This is a genomic window from Arthrobacter crystallopoietes (assembly GCF_017603825.1).
In the GTDB taxonomy this organism is placed as follows: Bacteria; Actinomycetota; Actinomycetes; order Actinomycetales; family Micrococcaceae; genus Crystallibacter; species Crystallibacter crystallopoietes_B.
This window is the reverse complement of the sequence record NZ_CP072014.1, coordinates 680,653-696,722: the sequence shown is the minus strand read 5'-3', so window position 1 is coordinate 696,722 and position 16,070 is coordinate 680,653. Positions and strand designations below refer to the sequence as shown.

At 65.4% G+C, this 16,070-nt stretch carries 16 protein-coding genes and 1 pseudogene; 15 read left to right on the top strand and 2 right to left on the bottom strand.

What is annotated here, in order from left to right; genetic code table 11:
* Positions 1-224: 224 nt before the first annotated feature.
* From J5251_RS03355 to J5251_RS03290, 14 genes and pseudogenes are all read left to right on the top strand, one after another.
* A complete protein-coding gene (locus J5251_RS03355) occupies positions 225-1,907 on the top strand; it encodes an ABC-F family ATP-binding cassette domain-containing protein (protein WP_208575169.1) in 1,683 nt (560 codons plus the stop codon).
* On the top strand, positions 1,904-3,088 hold the full coding sequence (locus J5251_RS03350; RefSeq protein ID WP_208575168.1) for an MFS transporter: 1,185 nt from the start codon (positions 1,904-1,906) through the stop codon (positions 3,086-3,088). The genes J5251_RS03355 and J5251_RS03350 overlap by 4 nt, the downstream gene beginning before the upstream one ends.
* A 180-nt stretch (positions 3,089-3,268) precedes the next feature.
* Complete coding sequence (locus tag J5251_RS03345; protein ID WP_208575167.1) at positions 3,269-4,282, top strand: ABC transporter ATP-binding protein; 1,014 nt, start codon at positions 3,269-3,271, stop codon at positions 4,280-4,282.
* Positions 4,283-4,286: 4 nt separating this feature from the next.
* The gene (locus J5251_RS03340; RefSeq protein WP_139005603.1) at positions 4,287-5,132 is read left to right on the top strand and encodes an ABC transporter permease subunit; all 846 of its coding nucleotides are present in this window, start codon (positions 4,287-4,289) and stop codon (positions 5,130-5,132) included.
* Positions 5,133-5,154: 22 nt separating this feature from the next.
* Positions 5,155-6,414 carry a sensor histidine kinase gene (locus tag J5251_RS03335; RefSeq protein WP_139005602.1) on the top strand — a complete coding sequence of 420 codons (1,260 nt, stop codon included), beginning with the start codon at positions 5,155-5,157 and terminating at the stop codon, positions 6,412-6,414.
* Positions 6,407-7,150 carry a response regulator gene (locus J5251_RS03330; RefSeq protein ID WP_208575166.1) on the top strand — a complete coding sequence of 248 codons (744 nt, stop codon included), beginning with the start codon at positions 6,407-6,409 and terminating at the stop codon, positions 7,148-7,150. The genes J5251_RS03335 and J5251_RS03330 overlap by 8 nt, the downstream gene beginning before the upstream one ends.
* Before the next feature lie 88 nt (positions 7,151-7,238).
* Positions 7,239-7,655 (top strand): hypothetical protein, encoded by a 417-nt coding sequence (locus J5251_RS03325; RefSeq protein ID WP_208575165.1) that lies wholly within the window; start codon positions 7,239-7,241, stop codon positions 7,653-7,655.
* Positions 7,656-7,908: 253 nt separating this feature from the next.
* Positions 7,909-8,214 (top strand): 30S ribosomal protein S6, encoded by a 306-nt coding sequence (gene rpsF / locus J5251_RS03320; protein WP_074700461.1) that lies wholly within the window; start codon positions 7,909-7,911, stop codon positions 8,212-8,214.
* A 96-nt stretch (positions 8,215-8,310) separates the two neighbouring features.
* Positions 8,311-8,868: a single-stranded DNA-binding protein gene (locus tag J5251_RS03315; RefSeq protein WP_074700462.1), complete on the top strand. Its 558-nt coding sequence runs from the start codon at positions 8,311-8,313 to the stop codon at positions 8,866-8,868.
* A gap of 60 nt (positions 8,869-8,928) precedes the next feature.
* Positions 8,929-9,168, top strand: a complete 240-nt coding sequence (rpsR, locus tag J5251_RS03310; RefSeq protein WP_026543915.1) for a 30S ribosomal protein S18 — start codon at positions 8,929-8,931, stop codon at positions 9,166-9,168.
* Positions 9,169-9,193: 25 nt separating this feature from the next.
* Positions 9,194-9,643 carry a 50S ribosomal protein L9 gene (gene rplI / locus J5251_RS03305; RefSeq protein WP_074700463.1) on the top strand — a complete coding sequence of 150 codons (450 nt, stop codon included), beginning with the start codon at positions 9,194-9,196 and terminating at the stop codon, positions 9,641-9,643.
* A gap of 186 nt (positions 9,644-9,829) precedes the next feature.
* Positions 9,830-11,483, top strand: a pseudogene (locus tag J5251_RS03300) (alkaline phosphatase D family protein).
* 59 nt (positions 11,484-11,542) lie between these two features.
* Entirely contained in the window at positions 11,543-12,382 is an 840-nt protein-coding gene (locus tag J5251_RS03295) for a PhzF family phenazine biosynthesis protein (RefSeq protein WP_208575164.1), read from the top strand.
* A gap of 64 nt (positions 12,383-12,446) precedes the next feature.
* Positions 12,447-12,755: a hypothetical protein gene (locus J5251_RS03290; protein ID WP_208575163.1), complete on the top strand. Its 309-nt coding sequence runs from the start codon at positions 12,447-12,449 to the stop codon at positions 12,753-12,755.
* Between the two features lie 75 nt (positions 12,756-12,830).
* Here the strand turns inward: J5251_RS03290 and J5251_RS03285 are convergent, their stop codons facing one another.
* Together J5251_RS03285 and J5251_RS03280 are read right to left on the bottom strand one after the other, a co-directional pair.
* Positions 12,831-13,268, bottom strand: a complete 438-nt coding sequence (locus J5251_RS03285; RefSeq protein WP_208575162.1) for a DUF1801 domain-containing protein — start codon at positions 13,266-13,268, stop codon at positions 12,831-12,833.
* 40 nt (positions 13,269-13,308) lie between these two features.
* Positions 13,309-14,052: a hypothetical protein gene (locus J5251_RS03280; RefSeq protein WP_208575161.1), complete on the bottom strand. Its 744-nt coding sequence runs from the start codon at positions 14,050-14,052 to the stop codon at positions 13,309-13,311.
* A 591-nt stretch (positions 14,053-14,643) separates the two neighbouring features.
* Here J5251_RS03280 and dnaB point away from each other — a divergent pair.
* Positions 14,644-16,014, top strand: a complete 1,371-nt coding sequence (gene dnaB / locus J5251_RS03275) for a replicative DNA helicase (RefSeq protein WP_139005594.1) — start codon at positions 14,644-14,646, stop codon at positions 16,012-16,014.
* Positions 16,015-16,070: the final 56 nt, after the last annotated feature.

The following is a 16,070-nucleotide window of genomic DNA, read 5'->3' as shown; positions in this document are numbered from 1 at the left end:
GCAGCTTAGTCCGTTGGGGGCGGCTGGGGAGACCCGGCTGCGGTGCATAGCACTGGATATTCGCGGCTGCAGATACGAAATGGCTCGAAGTGAGTTGGCTCTTGGGGAGGCCTGACTTTGAGCCATTTCGTCTGTCCGGCGCCGTTTCCGCCGCGTGACGCGCGCCACTTCGGCCGAACCTGTGCAATGTCTAAGTCGCCCGCCGGAAGTGACACACTGTAACGGTGGCCCATCTTGACGTGACCAATATTGACTTCTTCCTCTCCGACGGACGCCAGCTGCTCAACGGCGTCGGCTTCAAGGTCGGCGACGGCGCCAAAACCGCTCTCATCGGGCCGAACGGCACCGGCAAGACCACCCTGCTGCGCATCATCGCCGGTGACCTGACCCCGGACGAGGGCGGCGTCAGCCGTTCCGGCAATATGGGCATCATGCGCCAGTTCGTCGGCCAGGTCCGGGACGACACCACGGTGCGGGACCTGCTGGTGGGCGCCGCGCCCCCTGCCCTCGCGGCCGCCGCCAAGGCAGTGGATTCGGCCGAACTGGCCATGATGGAGCACGACGACGAGCCCACCCAGATGCGCTACGCCCAAGCGATCGCGGACTGGGGCGACGCCGGCGGTTACGAGCTGGAAACTGTGTGGGACGAAGTCACCATGGCCGCGCTCGGGATTCCCTTTGACCGCGCCCAGCACCGCGCGGCGTCGACCCTCTCCGGCGGCGAGCAGAAGCGCCTGGTCCTCGAGGCACTGTTCTCCGGCCCGGATGAGCTGCTGCTGCTCGACGAGCCGGACAACTACCTGGATGTGCCGGGCAAGCGCTGGCTGGAAGGCAAACTGAACGAATCCAAAAAGTCCGTGCTCTTCGTCAGCCACGACCGGGAGCTGCTGGCCAACGCCGCCAACCGGATCGTCACGCTGGAACCGGGTGCGCTCGGCGCCACCGCCTGGGTGCACGGCGGCGGATTCGAAAGCTACCTGCAGGCGCGCGCGGACCGCAATGCCCGCTTCGAGGAGCTGCGCAAGCGCTGGGACGAGGAGCACGTGAAGCTCAAGGAACTCGTCAACATGTACAAGAACAAGGCTGCCTTCCGCTCCGACATGGCCAACCGCTACCACGCGGCTCAGACCCGGCTGGCGAAGTTCCTCGAGGCCGGTCCGCCGGAGGCGGTGCCGATCGAGCAGAACGTGCACATGCGGCTCAAGGGCGGCCGCACGGCCAAGCGCGCCATCGTCGCCAGCAAGCTGGAGCTGACCGGCCTGATGAAGCCGTTCAGCACCGAGATCTGGTTCGGCGACCGCGTCGGCGTGCTCGGCTCCAACGGCTCGGGCAAGTCGCACTTCCTGCGACTGCTGGCCAGCGGCGGTACTGATCCGGAGAAGGAGCACCTGCCGGTCTCCGAGGTCGAGATTGCCGAGGTTCCGCACACCGGTACCGTCAAGCTCGGCGCCCGGATCCGGCCGGGTTTCTTCGCGCAGACCCATGTCCGCCCCGACCTGCTCGGCCGCACCCTGGTGGACATCCTGCACCGCGGCGACGAACACCGCTCCGGCCTGGGCCGGGAAGCAGCGGCCGCCGTGCTGGACCGCTACGGGCTGGCGCAGCAGGCGGAGCAAAAGTATGACTCGCTCTCCGGCGGCCAGCAGGCCCGGCTGCAGATCCTGCTGCTGGAACTCTCCGGCGCCACCCTGCTGCTGCTCGACGAGCCCACGGACAACCTGGACCTGCACTCGGCCGAGGCGCTCGAGCGCGCCATCGATGCGTTCGAGGGCACGGTCCTCGCGGTCACCCACGACCGCTGGTTCGCCCGCAGTTTCGACCGCTTCCTGGTTTTCGGTTCCGACGGCAAGGTCTACGAGAGCGACGCGCCGGTCTGGGACGAAGAACGCGTGGTCCGCCAGCGATGAGGCAGCCCGGTTCCGTTGCCGGCGCCAAGTACGCCACGTTCATCATCTTTGGGCTGAACGGACTGGTCTTCGCCAGCTGGGCCGCCCGGATTCCCGCCGCCGCCTCCGCCCTGCAGATTTCCGCCGGGCAGATCGGGGCCCTGCTGCTGGCACTCGGGCTGGGCTCGGTGGTCTCGCTGCCCCTTGCCGGTCCGATTTCGGCGCGCATCGGCACGGCCAACACCGTTCGCGCGGGCGGCACCGTGGCGGCAGTCGCCGCCGTCGGACTGGCCATGGCGCTTTTCGCGGGCTCCGTCCCCGGGGCCGCGGCGGCCTTGTTTGTCTACGGTGTCGGCGTCGCGTGGTGGGATGTGGCGCAGAACATCGAGGGGGCCGACGTCGAGCGCCGCCTGCTGCGCACCATCATGCCGCAGTTCCACGCCGCCTTCAGCCTGGGCGCCTTCGTCGGCGCGATGATCGGGGCGGCGCTCTCCGTCCTCCAGATCCAGCTCGCGGTGCATCTGCTGTTCATGGCCGTGCTGGTGGCCGTCGCCGTCCTCACCGTGCCCAGATACTTCCTGCCGCACGCGCCGGAACAACCTAACGACGACGACGGCGCACCGCGCCGCGGCAAGTTCGCCGCCTGGCGGGAACCGCGCACCGTACTGATCGGTGTGCTGGTGCTGGGTGCGGCATTGACGGAGGGCGCCGCCAACGACTGGATCGCCCAGGCCACCGTGGTCGGGCTGGGCGCGTCCGAGGCCATCGGCGCGGTGCTGTTCGGGATCTTCGTGGCCTCGATGACACTGCTGCGGCTGGTCGGCGGACGGTTCATCGACCGCTGGGGCCGCGTCCTGGTGCTGCGGGTGAGCATGACGACGGCGCTGGTGGGCCTGCTGGTGTTCGTCCTCGCCCCCGGGGTGCCGCTTGCCGTCTTCGGCGCGGTCCTCTGGGGCGCGGGTGCCGCGCTGGGCTTCCCGATGGGGATGTCCGCGGCGGCCGATGACCGGGCCTTCGCCGCCGAGCGCGTTTCGGTGGTCTCCACCCTGGGCTATGTCGCGTTCCTGGCCGGCCCGCCGTTCCTCGGCTTCCTGGGTGAGCATGTGGGCATCCGGAACGCCCTGCTCGCGGTGGCCGTGCTCATGGTCGCCTCGCTGCTGACCGCCCCCGCCGCGCGCGAACAGGAGCCCGTCCGGCGTTAAGGCGAAAACGGTCCAGACCGTTGGCCGGCCTCCCGCGGACGGCCCTGTAATCCTCAAGGACTACGCGGGCCGCGGCCAAGATCATCCTGCAGTGCGGTTACGCCGACGTCCCCGCCCCGTAGCGTAGTTGGTGCGGGAATCTTCTTACGCCCGCAACCCCAAACTTTAAGGACGGCAGACATGATCGAGGCACACGGCCTGGTCAAGGTGTACGGCAAGAAACCTGCTGTGCAGGGCATCTCCTTCACCGTGCAGCCGGGCAAAGTCACCGGCTTCCTTGGCCCGAACGGCGCGGGCAAGTCCACCACCATGCGCATGATCATGGGTCTGGACCGGCCCAGCAACGGCAACGTCAAAGTGAATGGCAAGCACTACGCCGCGCACAAGGCGCCGCTGCGCGAAGTCGGCGCGCTCCTGGACGCCAAGGCGGTCCACAGCTCCCGCAGCGCCTACAACCACCTGCGTGCCATGGCCGCCACGCACGGGATCCCGACGAAGCGTGTGCAGGAGGTCATCGAACTGACCGGCCTCGGCGCCGTGGCAAAGAAGCGGGTGGGCGGCTTCTCGCTCGGCATGGGCCAGCGGCTGGGCATCGCCGCCGCGCTGCTGGGGGACCCGCAGACCATCATTCTGGACGAGCCCGTCAACGGGCTTGATCCCGAAGGCGTGCTCTGGGTCCGCAACCTGGTGCGCTCCCTCGCTGCCGAAGGGCGCACCGTGTTCCTCTCCTCGCACTTGATAAGCGAAATGGCGCAGACCGCGGACCACCTGCTGGTGATCGGCCGCGGCAAGATCATTGCCGATGCCAGCATGCAGGACTTCCTCAACAGCCAGAACCAGGTGCGCTCGCGCGTCCGTACGGACAACCCGGAGGCCCTGATCCGTGCGCTCGCCGCTCCCGGCGTCAGTGTGGACACCCGCGACACGGCGCTGCTGGAAATCACCGGCGTGGACCCCCGCGACATCGCCCGGACCGCCTTGGAACAGCAGGTGCTGGTTTACGAACTGACCCCGCTGCAGGCCTCGCTGGAAGAGGTCTACATGGACCTGACCAAGGACGAAGTGGAATACCACTCGCAGAACATCGACACCCAGACCCCACAGCAAGCGCAGCCAGGGCAGACAGGATTGCCGGAACAACCGGCACCGCCGGCCGAGCTGGCCCCCGCGGGCACCGGCCGGGAAGGAAAGTAAGGCCATGAGCACTGCAACCATGAACAAGCCGGCCCACGCCACCGGCAGCGGCGTAAACTTCGTCCGGTCCCTGCACTCGGAGTGGATCAAGTTCACCACGCTGCGCTCCACTTGGATCCTGCTGGCCACCACGATTCTCGTGATGATCGGCATCGGCTTGCTCGGCGCCTGGGGCATGGGCTCCGGCATGGAGTCCATCCGCGAAAGCGGGCAGGACCCGGCGGCCATGGGGATGGACGAGTCCATGCTCTACATGATGGCCACCGGCGGCATCGACTTCGGCCAGCTGATCATCGGCGCCCTGGGCGTGCTGCTGATCGCCTCCGAATACTCCACCGGCATGATCCGCTCCACCATGACCGCCGTACCGGGCCGCCTTTCCCCGCTGGCAGCCAAGGCCGTCGTCGTTGCTGCGGTAGCCGCCGTCGTCGGTATTGTCTCCAGCTTCGCCACGTATTTCCTCAGCCAGCCCATCCTGGCCAGCTACGGACTGGATTACGGGCTGGACGTGGAGAACTTCGTGCAGTCGTTGCTGCTCTCCGGTGTCTACCTGGCGCTGGTCGCCCTGATGGGTCTGGCCCTGGGGTCGCTGCTGCGCAACAGCGCCGGCGGGATCGTCACGCTGGTGGCCCTGCTGCTGGTGCTGCCCATTGTGGCGAGCATCCTCCAGTTCGACTGGATCCAGGACGGCGTGGTGCCCTACCTGCCCTCCAACGCCGGCCGCCAGCTACTCGCGCTGGAAATTGCCGACGGCGACCTGACCCAGCTGCAGGGCGGGCTGGTGATGGCAGCCTGGACCGCGGTCCTGCTCGCCGCGGCCGCGGTGACCACCAAGAGCCGGGACGTCTAGGCCCGGGGATAAGCTCACCAGCATGAGCACACAGACTTCAGCGAGGGAGGCGGCGGAGCGAACGGCCGCCGTCTCCTTCGCTGAGATATCTTCCAAACGGCGGGGGCCTTTCCGTCGCTACTTCCATGCCCACCCAGTGGCGATGGACTGGCTGCTGGTCGTGGCCAACTTCCTGTTCGGCCTGGGCAACGCGATCTACAGCATCGGCATCGGCGAATGGCTGCCGCTGATCCTGCTGCTGGGCGCCTCCACGGCGCTGGTGTTCCGCCGGCATTTCCCCTGGCTGGTGCTGGCGGCCGTGGTCGTCGGGGACGTGCTGACCGTGCTGTTCACCAGTACCGGCAGCAGCTCCATCGGCATGTGGCTGGCCGTCTACACCGTCGCCACCACCGTCCGGGCACTGCACGCGCTGGTGGCGGCCGTCCTCGCCGGGGCCCCGCTGCTGGTTGCCATGGGCTTCAGCATGCCCGCCGAAATCGCCGAAAGCATCGCCTCCGGAGAGCTGCCGCCCTACATCGGGCTGATCTCCGGCGTCGTCATCATGTTGTTCAATGTCATTGCCGCCGGCATCGGGATCACTATCAGGCGCGACCGGCAGCACGAAGAGGAGCTGCGCCGCTGGGCCGCCGACAATGCCCTGCTGGCCTCAGCCAACGAACGCACCCGCATCGCACGCGAAATGCACGACGTGGTGGCCCACTCGTTGTCGGTGATGATCGCGCTCTCCGATGGCGCCGCCGTCGTCGTTAAAAGGGATCCGGCGCGGGCCGCGGACGTGCTCGACCAGCTCTCCGTGACCGGCCGCACCGCGCTCGCCGACATGCGCCGGGTGCTGGGCGTGCTGCGCGACGACGCCCAGGCAGCCGCACCCTTGGAGCCGGCCGGGAGCGAGCTGATGGAGCTGATCGAGGGCTTCCGCGCCGCCGGTCTGCCGCTGCGCGTGGTGACCAGCGGGCCGGTGCTGCCGGAGGACCGGAACTTCAAGCTGACCGTGTACCGGATTGTGCAGGAGTCACTGACCAACGTGCTGCGGTATGCCCGCGGACTGAGCGAGGTCAAGGTCGACATCACCCGCGCGGGCTCGGTGGTCAACATCCGGGTAACCGACGACGGGCATGCCCCGGCGCCGGTGAAGTCCTTGGGCGCAGGGCAGGGCATTACCGGCATGCGGGAACGCGCCGCGATTTACCACGGCACGGTGGACTGCGGCCCGCGTCCCAATGGTGGTTGGATGGTTGAAGCAACGTTGTACTGGCCGGGGGAGGAGCCTGCACATGGCTGAGGAATGCGCGGAACCAACTGAAGCAACGAAGCCGGCGGCACAGCGCGGTCCCATCCGGGTCCTGCTGGTCGATGACCAGCCGCTGCTGCGCATGGGATTCCGCCTGATCCTCGAAGGCGAGGACGACGTCGAGATCGCGGGCGAGGCGTCCAACGGCGCACAAGCGCTGGAACTGGTCCGGAAGCTGGAGCCGGACGTGGTGCTGATGGATGTGCGCATGCCCGTGCTGGACGGTATCGAGGCCACCCGGCAGATCACCGCGGCCGGACTGTGTGCCCGGATCATTATCCTCACCACGTTCGATCTAGACGAATATGCCTTTGCCGGGCTGCAGGCCGGGGCGAGTGCGTTCCTGCTCAAGGACGTGGCGCCGGACGAGCTGGTCCACGCCGTGCGGCTAGTGGCCAGCGGGGACGCCGTGGTGGCTCCGCGGGTAACGCAGCGCCTGCTGGAAACCTACGTCCGGGCACTCCCGCAGGATGCCAGCCCCGCCCTGGCGCCGCAGCGCGATCCGCTGCTCGATGACCTCACGCCGCGGGAGCGCGAAGTGCTCTCCGCGATCGCCGAGGGGCTGTCCAACGCCGAGATCGCGCATAAGTTCTTCCTCTCCGAGGCCACGGTGAAGACGCATGTCCGCCGGATCCTTAGCAAGCTGCACCTGCGTGACCGGGTGCAGGCCGTGGTCTATGCGTACGAGACAGGCCTGGTGGTCCCGAGCCAGGGACTGGATTACTGACCTTCGCCGGTGTTCCCCGACTTTTCCCATCCACTTCGCGCCGGTCCCGGGATAAGGTGGCCTTCTACTGGAAGAGGTGTTGGGGGACATGAATCTGGAAGAGCTGGATGAGCGGGTCCACGAGGAAGACGGTGAATCCGCCGCGGGCAAGACCCGTTCGGTCGGCCGCAACCTTGCCGCCGCCCTGGGTTTCACGTTTGTGGCCCTCGCCGTCGTGGCGGTGCTCGCCGTGGTGGTGATGAACCACCTGGCCTTCCTGAACTCGGCCACCGAACAGTCCAAGATCAGCGCCACCGCCTATCTGGACGGCCAGCTCCTGAGCAGTTACGAGATCAAGCACGCGGCCCGGATCGAGAAGCTGGACCAGCTGTCCGTCGTAGAGGTCACCACGGACTTCGACACCGGCTACGGAGACGCCGGCACCGCCGTCGTCACGGTCGGTTGCGAGAAATGGTGGGTCCAGCGCTGCGAAGTGGTCGACGTTTCGGGCCTGCCCGGCCGCTGACCGACCGGCTGTGGAGGACTAGACAGCCGCGCCGAAGCCGGGCCTGGAACGGCGCCAATCCGCGGATTAACTCCCCGGCCCACCTGTCCGGTAAGCTTGATGAGTCTGTGCTGGCGTTGCCACCGGCTTTTTTCTGTGAGAATAACCAAAACACCTAAAAAGAGTCTGCGGTGGTTCTGCGGCCGGACAACGCAATAGAACCTCCTGTTACGGAAATACCGTGACCGTCTAGCCCAAAGGAGGTGGGTTCACAATGCGTGCTTATGAACTGATGGTAATCATCGACCCCGAGGTCGAAGAGCGTACCGTAGAGCCTCAGCTCGACAAGTTCCTCAACGTCATCCGCACCGACGGTGGCACCGTCGACAAGGTCGACATCTGGGGACGCCGCCGTCTTGCCTACGACATCAAGAAGAAGTCCGAAGGCATCTACGCAGTGGTTAACTTCACCGCTACCCCCGCAACCGCAGCTGAGCTTGACCGTCAGCTTGGTCTGAACGAGACCATCCTGCGCACCAAGATCATCCGCCCGGAGGAGCAGAAGATCTCCGCTGAGTAATTTCAGCTTTGATCTTCGGAGCCCCACCGGCTCCACTCTTCAGAACGCAGAACCGCGGACATCAACAATCCGCGGATCAGGACATCAGGAGGCAGTATGGCAGGCGAAACCGTAATCACCGTCGTTGGTAATCTCACCAACGATCCGGAACTCCGGTTCACTCCGTCAGGCTCGGCAGTAGCAAACTTCACCGTTGCTTCCACGCCGCGGACCTTTGACCGCCAGTCCAACGAATGGAAGGACGGGGAAACCCTGTTCCTCCGCGCGTCGGTATGGCGTGAGGCTGCAGAGAACGTCGCCGAGACCCTGACCAAGGGCACCCGCGTGCTCGTTCAGGGGCGACTGAAGTCGCGTTCCTATGAGACCAAAGAAGGCGAAAAGCGCACCGTGATGGAGCTTGAGGTCGACGAAATCGGCCCCTCGCTGCGTTATGCATCCGCAAAGGTCACCCGCACCCAGCGCTCCGGCGGTGGCCAGGGCGGCTTCGGCGGCGGCAACAGCGGTGGCTTCGGCGGAAACCAGAACCAGGGCTGGGGAGCACCGCAATCCGCTCCGCAGTCCGCACCTCAGGATGACCCCTGGGGCGCGCCGGCAGGCGGCGGCAACGCCGGCGGCTGGGGCAACGGTCCTGACTCCAACGAACCGCCCTTCTAAACAAAACACCCCATCCCGCAGAAACGTTCTGCGGGCTCCACTAGATAAAGGAGCTCCACGATGGCTAAGGCTGAACTCCGTAAGCCCAAACCAAAGTCCAACCCCTTGAAGGCCGCTGACGTCACCGTCATCGACTACAAGGACGTAGCATTGCTGCGCAAGTTCATCTCCGACCGCGGAAAGATCCGCGCCCGCCGCGTTACTGGTGTAACCGTGCAGGAGCAGCGCAAGATCGCACTGGCAATCAAGAACGCCCGCGAAGTTGCTCTGCTGCCTTACTCCGGCGCTGGCCGCGGCTAAGCGAAGCGAAGAGGAGAGTACAAACATGGCAAAGCTCATTTTGACCCACGAAGTAACCGGTCTCGGTACCGCAGGTGACGTCGTCGAGGTAAAGAACGGTTACGCCCGTAACTACCTTCTGCCCCGCGGCTTCGCTCTGGCCTGGTCCAAGGGCGGCGAGAAGCAGGTTGAGTCCATCAAGGCTGCCCGCGCAGCCCGCGAGCACGCTTCCCTGGAAGATGCTCAGGCTCAGGCCCAGTCCCTGTCCGCCAAGCCGGTCAAGCTGACCGTCAAGGCCGGCGAGTCCGGACGCCTGTTCGGTACCGTCAAGCCCGCAGACGTTGCAGCAGCCGTTGAGGCTGCAGGTCTGGGCGCCATCGACAAGCGCAAGGTTGAACTGCCTGAGCACATCAAGTCGGTTGGCAAGTACCAGGCCAACGTCCGTCTGCACGAGGACGTAGCCGCTGTCATCGACCTCCAGGTCGTTGCAGGCTAATAGCCCGATGATTGGTTGAGCCGCGTGCGGTGATACCGGACATTTTGCTGAAGGACCTCTGCCCCTCTCGGGTGGAGGTCCTTTGTCATGTCTGGGCGTACCGGCTCATGGTCCCGTCGCTGGACGCTTACCGTACGTTCACACCCAGGCAACCAGTGCGTCAGACCGCCCGTTCACAGTAGGGCCATGCCTGAAATTTCCCGCCGTTCCCTTGTCCTTGGTGCCTTCGCCGCAGCCGGCACCGTCGCCGCAGCCGGAACCGTCGCCGACGCCGGTGCCGCGCCGGCGTCGGCCGTTTCCCGTCCTTCGGCCGGTGGCGTTCCGCTGGTCCGCAAGCGGCTGACGCTGCCCAGCGGTATTGCCACCGGCGATGTCACCAGCAGGTCCGCGGTCCTTTGGTCCCGCGCCTCCGGCCCCGGCCGGCTGATCGCCGCTCTGCGCACAACCGACGATGACGGCCGCGTCCTGCGTGGCAAGGGTGCCTTCGAGCGCGTGCTGCGCAGCGGCTGGGCCACCGAGGAGTCGGACTTCACCGCGAAGATCGACGCGCGCAACCTGCCCTCCGGCAGCCGGTTCCAGTTGTCGCTGCGCTTCGAGGATGAACGCGGTGTGCCGGGCGAGGTTGTCCATGGTTCCTTCACGACGCCGGACGGGCCGGGTGCGTTGGGCCGGGGCCCCCAGCCCCAACGAGGCCAGAGCTTCGTTTGGACCGGAGACACAGCCGGCCATACAGATAATCACCGGCATCAACGAAGAGATCGGCGGCATGCTCGGCTACCGGGCCATGCACGAGACCCGCCCTGACTTGTTTATCCACTGCGGCGATACGATTTACGCCGACGGGCCCATCTCAACGGAAGTCGTGGAGCCGGACGGCCGGATCTGGAAGAACCTGGTCACCGAAGAGGTCTCCAAGGTCGCCGAAACCCTGAACGAATATCGTGGCCGCCACCGCTACAACATGATGGACTCAAATCTTCGCGCCATGTACGCGGAGGTGCCTGTAATCGCCCAGTGGGATGACCACGAGACGCACAACAACTGGTGGCACGGCGAGGTCATCGACGACCCGCGTTACACCGTCCGCGACATCGATACGCTTGCCGTCCGCGGCCGCCAGGCCTGGCAGGAGTACATGCCGATTACCGACAGCCGCGCCACGAGGAAGGGCACCACAGGCTTCGAGCCGGCGCGGATCTACCGAAAGATCGAACGCGGGCCGCAACTGGACGTTTTCGCGCTGGACATGCGCACCTACAAGGGCGAAAACACCGCCGGGCTGGAGCAAAAGGCCACCAGCATCCTCGGCGAGGAGCAGCTGCAGTGGCTGATCCACGAGGTGAAAAAGTCCAAGGCTACGTGGAAGGTCATCTCGGCCGACCTGCCGCTGGGCATCATCGTTCCGGACGGCAAGGCACAGGAGAGCATTGCCAACAACAACGACGGCGCCCCGCTCGGCCGCGAACTGGAACTGGCCAGGCTGCTTAAAGCCTTCAAGGACAACCGCATCAAGAACGTCGTATGGGTGACCGCCGATGTCCACTACTGCGCGGCGCACCGCTACGCGCCGGAACGGGCAGCGTTCAAGGATTTCGACCCGTTCTGGGAGTTTGTCGCGGGACCCATCAACGCTGGCAGTTTCGGGCCGAACGAGATGGACATGACCTTCGGGCCGGAGGTGGTGTTTTCGCAGGCCGGCTACACCAACCAGTCGCCGCGGTCCGGAGAGGCCCAGTTCTTCGGCCACGTGGAGCTCGACGGCGACGACGCCTTCACGGTGAGCCTGCGCAATGCCCGGGGCACCGTCTTGTGGAGCAAGACCCTCCACCCGGAACGCTGAGCGGTCCGAAGTCGATCTGCGCAGGGCCATCGGTCCGCCGCACCGAGTAGGCTACGGACGTGAGTACCCACGCGTTTTCCCAGATTGATGTTTTTACCACTGGTCCCGGAACCGGCAATCCGCTGGCGGTGGTCGCCGGCGCGGAGGACCTCTCCGCCGAGCAAATGCAGCGCTTCGCGAACTGGACCAATCTCTCCGAAACCACTTTCCTGCTGCCGCCGACGCAGCCCGGGGCAGACTACCGGGTGCGGATCTTCACGCCAAGCGAAGAGCTGCCCTTCGCCGGGCACCCGACTCTGGGCAGCGCCGCCGTCTGGCTGCAGGACGGCGGTAGTCCACGCAGCGATGAAGGCCTCGTCCAGGAATGCGAAGCCGGTCTGATCAACCTCAAGAACGACGGCGGCAGGCTGGCTTTCGCTGCTCCGCCAAGGGTGCGTACGGGTGAGCTGCCGGAGGAAAATGTTGACCGGATCTGTGCCGCGCTGGGGCTGGAGCGCTCCGCCGTCGTTCGTCATCAGTGGGCGGACAACGGCCCCCGCTGGCAGGCACTCCAGCTCACCGATGCCCGCACAGTGCTCGAGGTGGAGCCGGACTATGCCGCTCTCTCGCCCTTCGGCGTCGGGCTTATCGGGGCCTATCCGGCGGGCAGCGAGGTCGGTTTCGAGGTACGCGGGCTGATGGGCTTCGAAGCGGTTCCTGCCGAAGACCCGGCAACGGGGAGCCTGAACGCCGCCTTGGGACAGTGGCTCATCGGCGAGGGCGCCGCTCCGGCCAACTACACCGTTCGGCAGGGGTCGAGGCTGGGCCGGGATGCGCGGCTGTACATCCGGGCCGAAGAGGGCGACGTTTGGGTCGGTGGCGACGTCCAGACCGTCATCCGCGGCACGGTGGAGCTGTAAGGGCCAGACGCGCTGCACCGGGCCGGATTAGCCCTGCCGCGGTCCTGCACCGGACAATAGACGGGTGGCTACTGCGCAAACTTCCCGGAACCGTTCCCGCACCGCGCTCTGGGCGCTCGTCTCGTCGGGACTCGCCGCGCTCCTGCTGGTCCTGGTCCTGATCTACGCCGCCGCGACCGGCGGAGCCGGACTGATCCTGGCTCCGCTCGTGGCATTGCCTGTGCTCATGTTCGCGCTGGGCGGCGTGGCCTTGGCGGTTTCCGCACTCGCCCGGCGAACCCATGCCCGCCGGCTGGCCGCAATCGGCCTGATCCTCGGGATTGTCTGCGCCGTGCCGCCGGTGTGGCTGTGGGTATGGCTGCTCGCCGGTTAGCCCCTGTGCCGCCGCTTAGGCCTCGCGCCGCTCCTTATCCAGTGCCTGCGCCATTAGCCTCTGACTGCGCTCCGGCTAGTACCGGCTCTGCAGCGACTCGTGGACCGCAGTCGTCATGTGTTTGTAGCCGAGGCTGATCAGCGCCCTGAGGACCGCGAGGTCCACGTCTGCCAACTTGTTGACATAGAGGCAGGCCGCCCCGGTCTTGTGCTTGCCCAGCCCCTCCAGCAGCGGCGCTGACCCGGGCGCATAGGTCAGTCCGTAGAGCGCCAGGGTGCCCTTGCGCGGGGAGAAACCGACGGCGGCAGCATCACCTTCGCGACCGCTGGCGTATTGGTAGTGGTAACTGCCGAAGCCAATGATGGACGGCCCCCACATGACTGGCGGCTGGCCCGTCAGATCCTCGAAGAGGTCCAGCAACACCTGTGCGTCCGCCCGCCGGACGGGATGCTCCACAGCATTCACAAAGTCGTCGGCGGATTCAGTGGTGGGCGCAGTCTTGTTTTCAGCCATGGGGGCAGTCTGTCAGATGGGTGACTTCCGCGAGAAGGGCTCAGGGGCCTTCCGGGGCTCCGGCCGGGGGCTCGTCGTGGATGAGTTCCACAAAACCGGATGCTTCCTGCTGGGACGCGTCCGAGTGTTCCATCAGCAGTTGGACCGCGGCTTCCTTGTCGCCGTCGAGCGCCCTCGCCCTGATCCTGGCAAAGACCTCGTCATTGAGCCGGGTACTCGCGATTTCCCTGATCTCATCGCCCTTGGAGACGATGGCCCGGTAACGGTAGCCCGTGGCCGGAGTGACGCTTGCGCGGGCAGCCGAGGCGTCGGCAGCGGCGCTTGACTCCGGAGTGGCGAGCGGTTCAGGAGGAGTATCCGGTTTTGAAGCGGTGCTCCTCTCGGTAGGGCCGACCGACTCCGGCTGGGCGGTGTCGGGACCATCCTTCGGCTTGGGCCCTGGCGGGGGAGTGTAGGGCTGGGGGTGTGCGGACATATTTGCGACGGCGGCAGCGGCTTCGCGCAGTCCGGCTCCGGTCGCAGCCCGGTAGTCCTTGATCGCCCGCAGCGCATCACCCCTTGCGATAGCGGAGTAGACAGCCGTGTGCTGCTGCTGGTTCAGCCGGCTGCTGGCCTGCTCGGAATGCTCCTTGGAGGTAGCAGGCGCCGCAGTCAGGTTGGGCCGGCGGCCGGTTGCGCCGCCGTCGTTGGTGGGTGCGGCTCTGCGTTTGGCCGTTTTCAACAGGAGCAGGCCGAGCACAACGACGACAACCAGAATCAGCAGAGGGATCAGGAAAAGCTCCATGTGATCAATCCTACGGGCACAACCAGAGGGGCAGCAGCCTTCCGCCCGAGACTGCCGCCAACTAAAAGTGGGGCGGGATTTTCCGTTTTCAGGCCGGATGGGTAACGACGCACGTCAGTGGCGCAGGGTGGGCACACCGTTGCGGTCCGCGCGTGGAAAACGTTGTGGATAACGACGTGAATAAGCAGCTTGTAGGGCTATGTGAGGCATCTGTCAACACGAGCGGTGTGGATGAATGGTCCACAGAAAATCTTTTAATCCACAGAGGGGAATAAAAGTTTCCGCAGGTCAGAGCCATGTTACTCGCAAGTTAACTTTGTTATCCACAGTTGTACACACAGGCTGTGCACAAGACACGCCGCCTAATCCACAATTAATCCACAGAGCCGGTGGATAACTCGCTTGGTTCTGTGTGGATAGAGGGCTAACGTTGCGGAGTATCCCTCAACAGACCGCGATCCGGTCTCTAGTTTTTCGTGCCCTCAACCGGGAGCAGCGGAAAGCGTCGGAGGCGGCTGATATACCCGTTTCAACGGGCGAGGCGGGATGCGATTGCCCGGTTTGTCGTTTTAGTAGAGAAAGCAGGCAGCGGTGACTTTAGTACATGCCGACTCCGCCCAGGCTGGCCGGGAACCGGATTTCGCACGTACCCCGCCTCAGGATCTGGTAGCCGAACAGTCAGTACTCGGCGGCATGATGCTGTCCAAGGACGCCATCGCCGACTGCGTCGAGGTGCTGCGCGGCGTCGACTTCTACCGACCCTCGCATGAAGCGATCTATGAGGCCATCATCGACCTCTATGGCCGCGGCGAACCTGCGGACGCCGTCACCGTCTCCGACCTGCTGACCAAGCGCGGCGAAATCTCGCGCATCGGCGGACCCGCATACCTGCACACCCTCATCCAGTCCGTCCCCACTGCTGCCAACGCCGGCTTCTACGCGGAGATCGTGCGTGAACGTGCTGTGCTCCGCCGGCTGGTGGATGCCGGAACCAAGATTGTCCAGCTCGGATACTCGCAGGATGGCGAAGTCGACGATATCGTCAACCAGGCGCAGGCCGAGATCTACACAGTGGCCGAGCGCCGCACGGCTGAAGACTATGTCGCGCTGAAGGACATTATTGAAGGCACGGTCGACGAGATCGAGTCCGCCGGCCATCGCGGCGAAGGCATGACGGGTGTTCCCACCGGCTTCTACGAACTCGACGAACTGACCCAGGGCCTGCACGGCGGACAGATGATCGTTATCGCGGCCAGGCCGGCTGTGGGCAAATCGACGTTCGCATTGGATTTTGCCCGGTCCGCAGCCATCAAAAACAACATGACGACGGTCTTCTTCTCCCTGGAAATGGGTCGGAACGAGATCGCCATGCGTCTGCTCTCCGCCGAGGCAACCATCGGCCTGCAGGACCTGCGCAAGGGAACCATCAAGGACGAGCAGTGGGGCAAGATCGCCACCACTATGGGCCGCATGAACGATGCTCCGCTGTTCATCGACGACAGCCCCAACATGTCGCTGATGGAAATCCGGGCCAAGTGCCGTCGTCTTAAGCAGCGCCATGACCTCAAACTGGTGGTCCTGGACTATCTGCAGCTGATGTCCTCCGGCAAGCGCGTGGAATCGCGCCAGCAGGAAGTTTCCGAGTTCTCGCGTGCGCTCAAGCTGCTGGCTAAGGAACTCGAGGTTCCCGTGATTGCGCTCTCGCAGTTGAACCGTGGTTCCGAACAGCGTACGGACAAGAAGCCCATGGTCTCCGACCTTCGTGAATCGGGCTCGATCGAGCAGGATGCGGATATGGTCATCCTCCTGCACCGCGAGGACATCTATGACAAAGAGTCACCTCGCGCAGGTGAAGCCGACGTGATTGTGGCCAAGCACCGTAACGGCCCGACGAAGACCATCGTGGTCGGCTTCCAAGGCCACTATTCACGCTTCTCGAACATGGCCGTCGAGCACGGCTAAGTAGTACCAAGCGCCTCCACCACAGCGGGCGCATGCCGATGGGTGGGTTGCAGTGG